The following is a 14,137-nucleotide window of genomic DNA, read 5'->3' on the forward strand; positions in this document are numbered from 1 at the left end:
AAATATTTTTGCAGATATAGTGCGGTAAATGAACTAATCAATTACCGCACTAAGTCTTAATAGTTATTTTTGCAGAATTGAAAAGAGGAAGAAAAACTTGAGCAGATTGTAATTAGCCCTAAAGCGCCAACTACGAACTTTTAGGAGCAAATAAATTACAGTGTTGAGCTATCTAAATGCAACAGGTTGGGCTGTGTATCTATCTCCCATGAACCAGTAATTTCTGATAGTTTATTTAGCTGGCGTTTTCCTTGTAAACTCAGCTGCACTGCTTCTTCTAAAGTCCAAGAACGAGATCCCATCAAACTCATTTCACCGCGCAATACATTCAATAATTGGGGCAGATTATCCAGATCATATTTACGCATCCAATGTCCTAACGGTGTTATTTTATGCTTTGCAGTTGTGCAAAACTTGATTGCTTGAAAGAGTTTACCCCGTTCTCCAACATGCCACTCACGAGAAAAAAGTGACTCTGGCGAATCAAATTGCATCAACACAACCAATATCAGCATAATTGGACTCACTAATAGTAGTAATACTAAAGCAGTCATCCAATCAATTAGTCGTTGCAACCAGTTCAAGGGATAGCTACCTTTCGGCAGATTGCCAGGACGGATGCGTAAGAATATTGGCTTATGAGCTTGCTCACACGCATCTGCCCAAAACCTCAGCAAAGTCTCACCGAGTTTTGGATCTATACTCACCAAATTTACTGGAGAATGTTTTAAACAATCTACTAATAATTGCTCATTATCTAATGAAGGTAGATATGGTTGTTTCACTTCTCCACAAGGTTTTACCACCAGCTGACCCCGCCGCCACTGAAGCGTGCAGCGTGAGGAGGGATTAACTTGGTGTTGCTTGGTAACATTATAAAAGTTCTGTAGAGTTGGAATTATTGAAGTTGTCATATGTCTTTGGATTTATACAATAGTGAATTGCTGAAGTGTTATCAAAGACTATCAAGATCAAAGACTCAGTTTGAATCCTTTTCGCCCCGAAAAGCTGTCGATAATTGTGTGCAAAATATGCTATTTTTGCTTGTCCTCTAGGCAAGTACACATCTTGCATAATGATGCTGGTTTCAAGAGATACTAAGCAGATAAATAACAATAAACGTAACTGAAAAGCTTGGCAGGAGATTAGGTATTTCCTCCTAGAATTAATGATAGTGGGGAGATACAGAGGAAGTTCACCTGATTACTTTATTGCTTTATACCTACATTTAATTGCGCTTATCTACTTATTTCAATTGGTCTAACCAAACCAGTTTACTCTTGCTTCCTAGTTTTCTTTTGGAAGAGGCTTTAATCTCTAGAATATAAGACTATGTAGGAATAACTAATGCTCAAATAAATTCTTTATTGACTCTTTAAATAAATAGCAATTTCTTTAGATAATTATAAAGCTGTTATAAATATACTTACATTTTTATGATAGTAATACAACTAAATTGTGACACTAAAAAAGTTTATTTATTACAAATAATTTAATTAATTAATTTTTAAACAAGTCATTGTAGAAACATAATATATTGTGCCCCTACTGTGTTGCTTTTGTATTCTATTCAGTTGCCAACTGCTATATGTGCGATCGCATCCCAACTAGTGCGATCGCACAATCTACAAAATATGCCAGAGTTTGACACCAAAGGCATCCACTCCAATTAAAAATCCTCTAAAAGCACGATATGTTATGTGGAAATAATCTAACTATTTTTCCACAGCTTGTTTGAGGGCTAATCGTTGTTGTTTTGCATAAGGTACATAAGTATGAGCAGTGTTTGATACTCCATCTGCCACAACCCCAATTAGGTTTAATCTGCTCAGCATAGTTGTAGCTTGGGCTAGCTGGGTTCGCGTCACGCCACCAATGCTTGCTACCAGTACTACACTACGACAAGATGATGCGGTGAGCATAGCATCTACCAAGCCGAGAACTGGAGAAGCATCTATGAGTACCAGATCATAGTTATCCTCGAATGTTGCCATCAATTGCATCATCCGAGGGGAACTCAAGAGATTAGCTGAATCAGCAGGTGTTGGGCCGGCGGTCAAAATATCGATGTAGGCTGAGCCTGAGTACTGAATACTAATCTGGTTGGGTAGAGTGACATCACTCGCCAATAGAGTTGAAAGTCCCTGTTCATTGGGAAGATTAAGCTGTTTGTGCAGACTAGGATCTCTTAAATTGGCATCAATTAACAGTACTCGTTTGTGCAAACGAGCAGCACTCATTGCCAAACCCAATGCTAAAGCTGACTTACCCTCATCGGGCAAAGCCGAGGTGATCATCAAAGACTTTAAGCTGGTTACAGAATTTAAAAGTTCAATATTTTTATAAATTAGATCCAGTGATTCCCAACGCGGTGGGGATTGCAACACCTGAATTGTCCAAGGTGCGAGAACTTCTGGCTTGCCAAAAGGCAACTTGATCATTGATTCTCTAGTTTTGGCAGGCGATAACTTGGGAGTCGTACCCAACAACGGCAAAGCAACCTGCTTCTCCAACTCAGCAGTGGTATGAACAGCATCATCAGCTGCTTCTCGAATAAAGGCAGCAACACTTCCTAACATTAAGCCAACCACTGCACCCAACAGAAGATTCTGCTGGAGGTTAGGGCCCAACTTTGCACCTATTTGAGGATCTTCTACAACTTCCCAATTAAATCCACCCTTGGAAAGTTCTTGCCGCAATTGCTGCTCTGCTCTTAAAAGTTGCTCCAACCTTTCACGGCTAAATTGTAATTGCGGTAACATGCGATTGTAATAAGCCAACAGAGGAGGAAAGCGTTTGAGTTCCAAGCGCAGCTCGTTCTGTTTCTGTGTCAAAGTTTGATCGCGAGCGCTTAAAGCAACTATAGTTGTCTGCGTTTCTACTAGCTGACCAGCAAGGCTGAGGTCAATTTCACCGAGCTGTCCTTGTTCAAGAAGAGATTGTCCAGCAGAGAATGCACCTGTAGGCTGTTTGCCTAAAGTCCTTCCTACTTCTTGTTGCAATAATATTTTCTGGCTTTGAAGTTGTTCCTTGAATTTTTGTACACTCGGAGTCTCATCAGTGAAACGTAAGCGTTCTTGTGCTAGAGCCAGTTCTGTTTTTTGGATTTCGTTCAGTAAGCCTTGATAACGAGTAGACTGACTAAGACGAGAAGAAACTAGAGCGTTTTGTGGAGAACGGTTAAGTTGTTCTTCCAAAGATTTTTGACGTGCAAAAGCCTCTTGATACTGAGAACGAGTTGTCTGTCGCTCTTGCTCAATAGTATTTAAAGCTGTCTCAATTGCTTTAGCTTGTGACTCTGGATCGATTAAATTTTGGTTTCTGCGAAAACGTTGTAAGTTTGCCTCAGACGCGTTTACTTCTTCACTAGCTTTACTCAACTGTTCCCTGATAATTTGCAGACCTTTCTGCAAACGCGAATCCTGCTGTTGTTTGTTGTATTCTAAATAAACTTGCCGAATTGCATTCAGAACTTTTTGTGTCTTCTCTGGATCTATATCGATATATTCAACTTGAAATATTTTAGTAACGACATTATCTTCTTTAGTTCTTAATTGATTTAAGACCAAAGAACTTTTAATTTCAGCTGTTGTTATATTCGGATAGTCAGACTGAAGCTTATCAACCGCTTTTTGAATAAGTCCAGAACTCTGCATCAAGTTAAGCTGGGTCGCCGTATCAATTACAACATTAGAGTCGGTAAACTGATTTTCTGGCCCAATTCCTTCTTTCTTCCCTTGATAATTAGGTTCTATTAGCAGTTGCATCGAACTTTTATAAGTAGGATGTGTCCTAGAAGTTACTATACCTGCAATAGCAATTGAACTAATAAATACTGCTAAAAACCAGGGAAATCGCCGCACAAGTATTGCAAATAATTGTCCGTAGCCTGGTTCAGTTTCGGGGGCTGTAGTTATATGTGGATTTAGACTATTTTGAATCACTTTTATTATCCTTCTCTTCTCTTTGTGACGCTGCCGAAGTTCTGAGCGGAGGCTTCTACGGCTCAGACTTCTGTTTGCGTAGCTTGCTTTGCCGTAGAGGTACACCCAATAAATCAAATGAATGACTGATGCACGCCACGCGTTTGACCAATAATTTTCTCGACTTTACTAAAGAATGCTTTTTCAGAAAAATTTGTCACTGCATGATTACGGATATGATCGTAATTCCAAGTGATTTTTCCTGCTTCTAGTAAAGCAGCTTGCAAAGATTCGGGTGTCTGTCTTTTAAAGAAGACCCCTGTTTCTCCAGGTATTTGAGTATCTAATACTCCACCTGCGCCATAGGCGATGACTGGTGTTCCACTAGCATTAGCTTCTACTGGAACTAAGCCATAGTCTTCTAAAGCTGCAACGATAATAGATTTAGCTTTAGAAAATAAGTTTTTGCGTGTTCCATCACTTACGTGTCCTAAGAATTCAATGTTATCTAATGCTTTGGACTTTAACCGTTCTTGTTCTGGCCCGTCACCTGATATTAATAACCGCCACCCTAACCAATTAAAAGCTTCGATGATTATATCAAGACGTTTATAGCTAATCATTCTAGCTGAGGCCAGATAATATTCATCTTTTATATCCGAAAAAACAAAGTTACTAGTATCAATTGGATAGTTGACTACAATTGCGGGTTTACCATAAATACTTTGAATGCGCCGGGCGACAACACTCGAATTAGCTATGTACAAGTCAGGTTCCTGAGCATAAGTCAGGTCTACGTTTCTCATTAATTGGAAAATATATTCGATTAAAGGAGCAAAGTATCGATAGTCTCCGTATTCCCGTAAATAAGTTTCTGTGTCCCACAAAAAACGGGTGACATTATGACAAAAGCAAATGTGGCGGGCATTTGGGCGTTTGCGTACTGCTTTTGCGAAGCTGGTACTACTACTGATAATCAAATCGTACTCTTGCAGATTCAATGCTCGAAAAGCCGGGAAATATAGGGGAGCAATCAGCCTGAAATACTTTGCTGCACCTGGAATCTTTTGCAGAAAAGTTGTGTTAACTACACGCTCACCTACATCAATAGTTTTTTGGCGATCATACAAAGATGTGAAAATATCGGCTTCGGGGTAGCGCTTACATAGCAATTCAAACACGCGCTCTGCCCCACCGAGCTGGGTTAAATAATCATGGACTAGAGCAATTTTCATTAATCTTACCTAAAGTTATAATAAAGCTTTTTTGAAAGTTATCCAATAAGTTACTATCAACAAATTTAGTATTGATTAGAATAACTTTCTCAGAAGTAGATGTAATTAAACTTTGTTTGTAACGAGCAATTTATTGCTCTAGATAAGGTTTGAAAGAGTTAAAACTCTTCCTACTAGCTCTCGTTTAATTCAGCACTTTTACTTATTAGACTTCTTGCAAAATTCCGAAAATTATTAGTGTCATTCTGACCAGAACGTAGCGGAGGGTATCCCTACGCTTAAGCAAGCTAAGCCTTGGTTCCGCAGGAAGGAATCTCCGAGATGTTTTGCTCCGCTCAACATGACAATTTAAGCATTGATGCAAGAGGTCTATTCTTTAGGAGGATATTTGAGAAGTAACAAATATTTCTTAGATACCCACAATCAATTTAAAAATGAGGGTTAATAGATTATCAAAGCATTTGGTGTTTTACCAGCAACTTTTCAAATATCCTCTAAATCTTGCTAGAAATACCTACACTGGTACTATAAAACATTCACAATCTATTGATGATTGAGACCAAAATATTAGATAATAGTAGTAAACCCTTTTCTGAGGATAATGACATCATAAGTTTTTGATAAACTTGTTCTGATTTGAGAGCAGGTAGTTAACTCTTGTGATGACCACACATGAAAAATAGTTACTACTAATATCTATAAAAGTCTAGAATTTACCCAACTGCTGCCAGAATTTTTTCTGAAGCAAAATAAGCGTTTTGCTCAGTTCGTAGTTGGTCACAGAGTCTACCTTTGGGCAATTCTACATCTTCGTAAGTGAGGACTTGATCCTTAAGAATATCTCGCTTCAAACGACATCCTTCAGCTAAACCAATTGGTAGAAGATTTTGTTCTTGGACGATGTGGGAATTTTCACATTGTCCGTAGGTCATGTAGTAACCGATGCCGTCTAAGGTTTCCTCTGCTTTTAGGTCGATTTTGGCAGTGGTGACAACATCCACGAGAGGGCCAGCCAATGGAGACATAACAGCATCTTGGAACAGGACAGCACGCGCGACAGATAGTGGAACTTCAAAATGACAGAGGTGATAGGGAGTATAGAAGCTGTAAAGAGGGCCTTCACCTAGTTTGTACAAGTTGAGGTAGTGGCGTTGCTTGGGGTCATCGTGAGTAGCAAATACATACACGCCAGGCCCAGGTTTTGCTCCAACTACATAATCGACGATACCGCCTAGTTGCTTGAGTTGTTCAACATCGTACAGATGGGTCATTTCTTCAACATAACCGCTGAAGTCATATCCCAGCATCCCGCGTTTGGCGACTTTCATACCTGTGGCATTGGCAACGATCGCCTGCTCAAAGGAGATTTTTGTTCCGTCGGCAAAGCTAGCTACCATGTGGGGTTTTTGACCCCAACGCTTGGCAAATGCTTCTTGGGTGGTGGGATTACGATAGGGGTCTTGAAGTCCTTTAATGTTACCGCACAATAGCGGAGTTAAACCAATGCTTTTCACAAATCGGTAAAGATTCATTTGCACTCCTGGCTGATCGCCATCACAAGCGCTGAGAATCACTCCAGCTTTATCGGCATACACTTTGAGGATAGGGCCGATAGTGCCGTCGAGTTCGGCATTCATCATAATCACATGTTTGCGATGGGCGATCGCTTCTAACACGATATGAGCGCCAAACTCTACAGCACCCGTGACTTCGATTATGGCCTCGATTCCTTCGGCGCGGCAAAGTAAGTTGGCATCTTCTGTGACGGCACACTTGGAAGAGGCGATCGCATCTTCTAGTTCGCTGACACTAGCAACAACTTGAATCTCCTCAATTCCTGCTTCTGAATAAGCTTGCTTGGCGGCGTCAATCCCACGGTTAGAGATAGCAACTAACTCCATCCCCGGAACTGAATTGACAATCTGATTGGCAATTCCTCGACCCATAAAGCCAGCACCAATCATCCCTACTTTGATGGGATTCCCTGCTGCTGCGCGGGTTTGTAAGGCGCGATCGATAATAATCATTAACTAAATTCCTTTATAGAACTGTTTGTTGGTATACCAATTCTCTATATCAGTTATCAGTTATCAATTAATTCCTATAAATCAAGAAAACTGATAACTGTTTAGTGTTCACTTATTAGCTATAACTACTAACTGATTGTTTGCTAGATTCAGTGAAAGATGCTTGTTGTTTCTGTCTATGGTTTTCTATCATTTGCTCCACAGCATTTCGGTAAGCCTCAGCAAACTTTTCTTTGGTATGATTTTCTCTTGCATATTCCCATGCTTTACGGGACATTAGTTTTAAGTCTTCTCCAGGTAAATTGGCAATTTTTCTAACTGTTGCCTTAATTTCTTCAAGAGAATAGTTCTTTAGAATTACACCAAAATCGTGAACATCTACACCAGACTCGTAGGTTAAAATCGGAATTAACCCGGCTTGCAGACTAGTTATTACGGCTCCTGCCTGCCCCTCAGAAACAGAAGGATAAACAAGTCCTAAACAGTTATTTGTAATTTCTAAAAACTCAGGACTGCTAACATCAACCCAACCATGAGTATGAATATTTGGTGTTTCATACAACTCTTTATAGAATGCTTTTTCAAATTCTTTGTCGTTACTGACAGGGCCGCAAACCGTTAAGTGGTATTCTGGCATTTGAGCAAAAGCATCTAAAACTAAGTCTAATCCTTTGAGAACTAAAGCACTACCACCAAACCACAGAAAACGCTTTCTTATCGCTTCAAAGTCTTTCTTGTCGGGACAGGGATAAACGTGTGACGAAGAAATAGGAATACGAAACATCGGTTTGTTAGCGTATTTAAATGTATTAACTGTGAAATCGTTGCCCAACACAGTAGCATAATCGGCATATTCAATTCCCAAGTTAGGCGTTTCAAACCGCTGCGGACGTAAAGTAATACCTCTACGCTGTTGTAGTTCTAAAAGCCTGTTACATTCAGCCGCATTGCGAAACACCATATTAGCAATGTCAACGTGAAAAATTTTGATGCAATCTTTATTAAGTAATGGTGTAAGTGCTTCTAGCCGATGACGTAAATCAATAAAAAATGCGTAGTCTTTTTGAGGAACGAATTCATCATTGTGGAATTGGATAACATCAACGCTATAACCAAGGTCTAAAAAAGTTTGCGCGATGAGCAGACACTCCCAATTCCAACTTTGGTCATTGGGCACAGGTTGACCTGGTTTTAACAAGAATGGTTCAATTCGATAAGAAAGAAGTACATTTCCTTTAGAAGGTTGGTTTGGTTTTAGGGAAACAACCTGCAACGTTTTGATGTAATTGATGCGAGTGTTTACCTTTTTGATCAAAGAAGAGATAGAAGTAGCAAGATGAGATATAGTATTGTTTGGCATTTTGTATTTTCCAATTTTATTAGACTCAATAAAGAGGATTTAGCAACTGCTTTTCAGTTTTTAATTGCCAAATGAAGATGATAAAAATAGAGGGCGATCGCAAACTATTTAAAAGCTATATTTATCTGGAACTTGTACCTCCAACAGTCATCATTCTCAACAAAGGCCAATTTAAATCTTTCTCAGAAATTTCAGTCACATCTAGAGGCCAATCAATATTAAAAAATGGGTCGTCATAGCGTAGACCTTTCTCATACCCAGGCGTGTAAAATTCACCCACTTGATAGACAACTTCAGTCTCATCCACGAGTGCTTGATAGCCGTGAGCAAACATTTCTGGAACATATAAGGCGCGGTGGTTGTTTGCTGTGAGTTCTACACCGATGTGTGATAAAAAAGTTGGCGACTCAGGACGCATATCAATAATTACGTCATAAATAGCACCTTTAGTACAGCGAATTAGTTTCGTTTCTGCTGCTGGGAGAGTTTGATAGTGCATTCCCCGCAGAGTACCTTTTTTGTAGTTAAAAGATAGGTTACATTGAGCTACTGTTGGCTTTAACCCGTGTGCTGCAAATTCTTGAGCGCAGAAAGTCCGCGCGAAAAAACCACGGTGATCTGGCTTTTCTTCTAAATCAATGATGAATGCGTCTTTGAGTGCGGTTTCGGTGAATATCATAGATAACAAGGGTTAGTATTAACAAAAACTTGGCAATTAATACACTAGCGGCTATTTTCTAGCTGTTGCTTTAACTCTATTCTGGGATAAGTATCATCCCAGTATTGAGTACAAAGGTCTGGGCGTTCTGGAGGATTAGCTGTATAACAAAAAAATAAAGCTGAGCGGTCTTCTGTGCGTACTGTTCCGTGATGGAAAGCATTTTTTGTATCTACAATAATGACTGTTCCTGCTGGCCCTGTACAGGATTTCCAAGCTGATTTGGGAATGACTTCTTTTACTTGTTCATCATTAATACCTAAATAGCTTGACTTCAAAAGCTTGTAGTAAATTCGCCAATAATTCAAACTAAATAAGGAGGTTAAGGAACGCGGAATGTATTCAAAAGGCCCGGTCTTTTCATCAACATCATTTAAGTAAATAAAGATTTTGATAATCCGGCGGTCTTCTGCATCACTATGCCAAAGCAGTGTACCAAACTGATTATCGCTCTTGAAATCTTTGCGTAAGTGTACACCGTGAAAAGTAATAGGAAGACCAATATAATTTTCGATGATGTTGAGTAGTCTTTTCTCCCTTCCCCAGGTAGAGATTTCTGGTAAACCTGTAACTGTGTAAATTTGCGGCCACTTTTTATCTAGATGTTCGTTATTTAACTCTTCCATCTGAGATAATTGCACGTAAGCAGTTTTGAGCAGTTCGGAAGTAGAATTTAATCCTAATTCGGCAAGTGTTGTGATATAAACGCCGTCTTTTTTAAGAGCATTAAGAATTAGGCGATCGCTTTCTTCCAATGCAGGCAAATTAGCAGCATGTTTCAAAACAGCTAATCTATAAACTAACTCAGATCCTAGTGAAGCTATTTTGTCTTTAATGTTGTTAAGCATGGTAAAATCACTTTGTTTTTAATGCAGCTTTAGTACCAAAACGTTTATTATTAGCTCGCATTTCTTGAGTAGATGTTTCACTAGCTTCGGAGATTTTAAACTCTTTAAAAGCCATGAGATCAAATGCTGAAAAGCTAACTAAAGCTAAAAACGGAATGACTATTTTAATAGCAGACAAAGGCCATCTTCTTAAAGCACCTAAGAAGACTTTTAAATTTACTTCTTTACCATTTTGCAAAAGCATCCGCCTGCAAAACTGCTTAGAATATCCACTCTCCTCCAGTTTTAAAATCACTTCCGGTATATGTTTGTATTGCATTAATAGTGCAGACTTGGGTTCTTTCTGCCAATAACTCACACCGACAATACATTCCAAATAAGTCTCTTTAGTAACAATTACACTACCATTAGCTGCACAATAACCAGCTAAATAGGCCAAAGATATCCAGTTATTCTCAGCATCTTGCCAAATTTGTAGAGCGCGTTTTACTAAGTCGGTGCGGTACACCGTAGCAGTCAAAAATATAACTGCACCAACACTTTTAGAAAAACAATGCTCAAATATTGCTTTACCATCACCACAAGCATCTTCGCTATCAACATCAAACCAGCGATTATCAACTATTGTTGGTGGATGTACTGGTTCTCCAGTAATTTTATTCCGGCCAGAAAAGTTGAGAAACAGTAATGATAAATCTTCGTGTTGCTTGAGTTTGTCGATGACATAACTAACGGCTCTTTCCTGAATTGGGTCATCATCGCCAATTGTCCAAACGTATTTTGTTGTTGCAGAGTTGAGGCAATAAATAATATTTTTAACTACGCCTAAATTTTTAAAGTTTTTATTTATTTTAAATGTGATTGAACTAAGTTGAGTTTGCCACTTTTTTATGACATACTGAGTATTGTCGGTAGAACAATTGTCAGAAACCAAAATTTCACAATCAGACTCAAAACCTTTAATAGCCTGAGTCAGCCATGCTAGCTGTTTATCAAGTAACTCGGCACGATTATAAGTAGGGATGGCAATGGTTAGTAATTTATTCATGGTGAGAAATAAAAATCAGTTTTTGTAGAGTTCGCTATACTTTGCAGTCAGATGTAATATCTTAATTTTCAATAGAAAAGCATCGTTCATAAACTACTTCATCTGTTGATGTACTCAGCCAGGAAAAATTTAAAATTAATAGTGCTAAATTACGATTTTTTTAGTTATTTACCAAACAGTTCTTTTATGAATAATTTCAACTAAAGAAGCAGTGTAAATTTTTACTTACACTGCTTTTATTTGCAAATTACGATACTACGGATAGCAAATCCCGTACAGGTAACGAATAAACTTGAACTTCAGGAATTGGCACTACAAACTGTCCACCCCACTCGCTAATAAATGCCATTTGTTCCATAATTTCTTCCTTGAGATTCCAAGGTAAAATTAGTACATAATCTGGTTTAGTTTCGCGGATTGTGTCTGGATGAAAAATGGGAATATGAGTTCCAGGTAAAAATAATCCCTGTTTATAGGGATTGCGGTCTACTGTGTAATCGATGAAATCTTTACCAATACCACAGTAATTGAGTAACGTATTACCTTTAGCAGGCGCACCATAACCGGCAATTGATTTACCCTTGGCTTTAGCCGCTAGGATAAAACTTAACAGCTTGTGCTTTGTCTCTTTGACTTTTTCTCCAAATGTAATGTAAGTTTCTATCTGGTGTAATCCAGCAGCAATTTCTTTTGCTTTGATTTGGCTAACTCGTTCGCTAATTATGGGATTATCAGCATAGTCATGTTTGGCGTAAATTCTTAAAGAACCGCCATGAGTTGATAATTCCTCCACATCAAAAAGTTTTAAATTGTGCGCTGCAAAAATTTTTTCTACAGTGAGGAATGAAAAGTAAGAAAAATGCTCGTGATAGATAGTGTCAAACTGATTTTGTTGAATGAGTTGTAAAATGTGAGGAAACTCCATTGTCAAGATACCATTCGGCTTGAGAAGGAGTTTTATCCCGGCGATAAAATCATTTAAATTTGGAACGTGAGCTAAGACATTGTTGCCTACTAAAAGATCAGCTTGTTTTCCTTGTATAACTAGTTCTTTAGCGGTTTCAACTCCAAAAAACTTGTTTATACTAGGAATACCTTTTTCTTGGGCTACCTTGGCTATATTCGTTGCTGGTTCTATTCCTAAAACTGGGATTCTTTTCTCTACAAAATATTGCAGTAGATAGCCGTCGTTGCTGGCAATTTCAATAACTTGAGTGTGATGATTTAAACCAAACTTTTCTACTATCATATCGGTGTAAGCCTTGGCGTGTTTTAGCCAAGTTGCCGAGTAAGAAGAAAAGTAAGCATAGTCACCAAAAATCTGATCTGGAGTTTCAAACTGTTCTAATTGAACCAATAGAGTATCTTCTGAGATATAAGCGTGGAGTGGATAAAATTTCTCGGCACTATTTAGCTGTTCCGCTGTTAGATAAGCGTTGGCTAAAGGTGACATCCCTAAATCAACAAACGTATGGTGTAAATGTTGACGACTAAAACGACATTGTGCAATTACCATAAATTAAAGTCTCGCTAAAGGAAAACAACTTGATAGATGAGATAAATCCGAATCAAATATTGTTGATTCGGAAATTGGCATCTGTTTATTTACTACTATTAGGCTACTTTAACTACTTTTTTTCCAAAAGAAATCTTGGTCAATTTGCTCAGTACGAATTAGATACTCTAGCTGCTTTAAGCGTGTAAATCCTCTAAATAAGAAAGTATCTTCAGCCATATCTATTTGATTGAATAAATCAAATAACTGTTGAGCACCGGACTGGGCATTCCAATCACACTTAAATCCGGGTAGTGTTGTGTTGATTTTCTCGAAGGAGACTCGATAACTGCGGTTGTCTGCACCGTTGTCACCAAAGGACAATTTGCAATTTGGGAAAATAGCAGCAATAATCTCAGCAATTTCTTTGACGCGATAGTTGTTCGCTGTATCTCCCACGTTGAAGATTTGATTATGTACAATATCTCGTGGCGCTTCTAAAGCGCAGACTATGGCTTTGCAAATATCCAATGCGTGGACTAATGGACGCCAAGGTGTACCATCACTGGTCATTTTGATTTGTTTTGTAGTCCATGCCAAGCCTGCCAAGTTGTTTAAAACAATATCAAAGCGCATTCTCGGAGAAGCACCAAAGGCTGTGGCATTCCGCATAAAGGTAGGAGAGAAGTCATCGTCGGCTAATAGTTGGACATCCCGCTCTACTAAAGTTTTACATTCTGCGTAGGCTGTTTGGGGATTAATAGGAGATGCTTCTGTGACATCACCTTCGGTAGCAACACCGTAGACACTGCACGAAGACATATATATGAAGCGGCGCACACCTATGGCTTTAGCTAGGTTAGCTAGACGAACTGAACCTAGATGATTAATTTCGTAAGTGATATTGGGTGCTAACTGTCCGGTGGGGTCGTTGGAGAGTTCTGCCATGTGAACTATTGCTTCCACGCCTTGCAAATCTTCCGGTGTGATGTCACGGATATCTTTGTTGAGGGTTTTGGCTGTCACTTCAGTACCGTTGTACAGCCAACCAACTTTATAGAAACCAGTATCGATGCCGAGAACTTCGTGTCCTCGTTCGATTAACAGAGCAGGTAATAACGAACCAAGATAGCCTTCTGTTCCGGTTACTAATATTTTCATTGTTGTCAAATTCTCTGTATTGATGAGTTCAATTCCATTCGGCTGAGCAATTACTCTGCGGGTACACCAGCCGCAATTGAGTAAGGAGGAATGTTTCTATTGATGACTGCTGCGACAAATTGTGGCATCATGTATGGCTTGTTACCCCATGACTCCGCTAACTGCAACAAATCCTTTGGTAGAGACGTTGCAATGCAACGTCTCTACAATGGTCTATCTGTCACATACTTTTTTTTAATTGGTATAACTTCTTGTGGGAATTTTGTGGGGTCTAATACCAACACCACTACTTTCAATTGAGATATCAGTAATACCGGAAAGT

At 38.9% G+C, this 14,137-nt stretch carries 12 protein-coding genes; 2 read left to right on the top strand and 10 right to left on the bottom strand.

Going from position 1 to position 14,137, the window contains the following annotated elements; all coding sequences use genetic code 11:
- Positions 1 to 155: 155 nt before the first annotated feature.
- Positions 156 to 914 carry a heterocyst development glycosyltransferase HepC gene (gene hepC, locus HCR01_RS09990; RefSeq protein ID WP_193196065.1) on the bottom strand — a complete coding sequence of 253 codons (759 nt, stop codon included), beginning with the start codon at positions 912 to 914 and terminating at the stop codon, positions 156 to 158.
- 636 nt (positions 915 to 1,550) lie between these two features.
- Between hepC and HCR01_RS39910 the strand changes: the two genes are divergently transcribed.
- On the top strand, positions 1,551 to 1,673 hold the full coding sequence (locus tag HCR01_RS39910) for a hypothetical protein (RefSeq protein WP_264299896.1): 123 nt from the start codon (positions 1,551 to 1,553) through the stop codon (positions 1,671 to 1,673).
- Between the two features lie 42 nt (positions 1,674 to 1,715).
- Here the strand turns inward: HCR01_RS39910 and HCR01_RS09995 are convergent, their stop codons facing one another.
- From HCR01_RS09995 to HCR01_RS10035, 9 genes are all read right to left on the bottom strand, one after another.
- Positions 1,716 to 3,944: a GumC family protein gene (locus HCR01_RS09995; protein WP_193196066.1), complete on the bottom strand. Its 2,229-nt coding sequence runs from the start codon at positions 3,942 to 3,944 to the stop codon at positions 1,716 to 1,718.
- A 113-nt stretch (positions 3,945 to 4,057) separates the two neighbouring features.
- Complete coding sequence (locus HCR01_RS10000; protein WP_193196067.1) at positions 4,058 to 5,158, bottom strand: glycosyltransferase; 1,101 nt, start codon at positions 5,156 to 5,158, stop codon at positions 4,058 to 4,060.
- A 713-nt stretch (positions 5,159 to 5,871) separates the two neighbouring features.
- Positions 5,872 to 7,185, bottom strand: a complete 1,314-nt coding sequence (locus tag HCR01_RS10005; protein WP_193196068.1) for an NAD(P)H-dependent oxidoreductase — start codon at positions 7,183 to 7,185, stop codon at positions 5,872 to 5,874.
- A gap of 115 nt (positions 7,186 to 7,300) precedes the next feature.
- Positions 7,301 to 8,545 carry a glycosyltransferase gene (locus HCR01_RS10010; protein ID WP_193196069.1) on the bottom strand — a complete coding sequence of 415 codons (1,245 nt, stop codon included), beginning with the start codon at positions 8,543 to 8,545 and terminating at the stop codon, positions 7,301 to 7,303.
- A 121-nt stretch (positions 8,546 to 8,666) separates the two neighbouring features.
- Positions 8,667 to 9,224, bottom strand: coding sequence for a dTDP-4-dehydrorhamnose 3,5-epimerase (gene rfbC, locus HCR01_RS10015; protein ID WP_193196070.1), 558 nt, complete (start codon positions 9,222 to 9,224; stop codon positions 8,667 to 8,669).
- Positions 9,225 to 9,268: 44 nt separating this feature from the next.
- A complete protein-coding gene (locus tag HCR01_RS10020; RefSeq protein WP_193196071.1) occupies positions 9,269 to 10,111 on the bottom strand; it encodes a phytanoyl-CoA dioxygenase in 843 nt (280 codons plus the stop codon).
- A 7-nt stretch (positions 10,112 to 10,118) separates the two neighbouring features.
- A complete protein-coding gene (locus tag HCR01_RS10025) occupies positions 10,119 to 11,159 on the bottom strand; it encodes a glycosyltransferase family 2 protein (protein ID WP_193196072.1) in 1,041 nt (346 codons plus the stop codon).
- Between the two features lie 247 nt (positions 11,160 to 11,406).
- Positions 11,407 to 12,675, bottom strand: coding sequence for a class I SAM-dependent methyltransferase (locus tag HCR01_RS10030; protein WP_193196073.1), 1,269 nt, complete (start codon positions 12,673 to 12,675; stop codon positions 11,407 to 11,409).
- 108 nt (positions 12,676 to 12,783) lie between these two features.
- Positions 12,784 to 13,815: an NAD-dependent epimerase/dehydratase family protein gene (locus HCR01_RS10035; protein WP_193196074.1), complete on the bottom strand. Its 1,032-nt coding sequence runs from the start codon at positions 13,813 to 13,815 to the stop codon at positions 12,784 to 12,786.
- Between the two features lie 102 nt (positions 13,816 to 13,917).
- Between HCR01_RS10035 and HCR01_RS10040 the strand changes: the two genes are divergently transcribed.
- Positions 13,918 to 14,115, top strand: a complete 198-nt coding sequence (locus tag HCR01_RS10040) for a hypothetical protein (RefSeq protein WP_193196075.1) — start codon at positions 13,918 to 13,920, stop codon at positions 14,113 to 14,115.
- Positions 14,116 to 14,137 lie beyond the last annotated feature (22 nt).

Origin of the sequence: Nostoc sp. MG11 (assembly GCF_014904695.1) — a bacterium.
GTDB lineage: Bacteria > Cyanobacteriota > Cyanobacteriia > Cyanobacteriales > Nostocaceae > Komarekiella.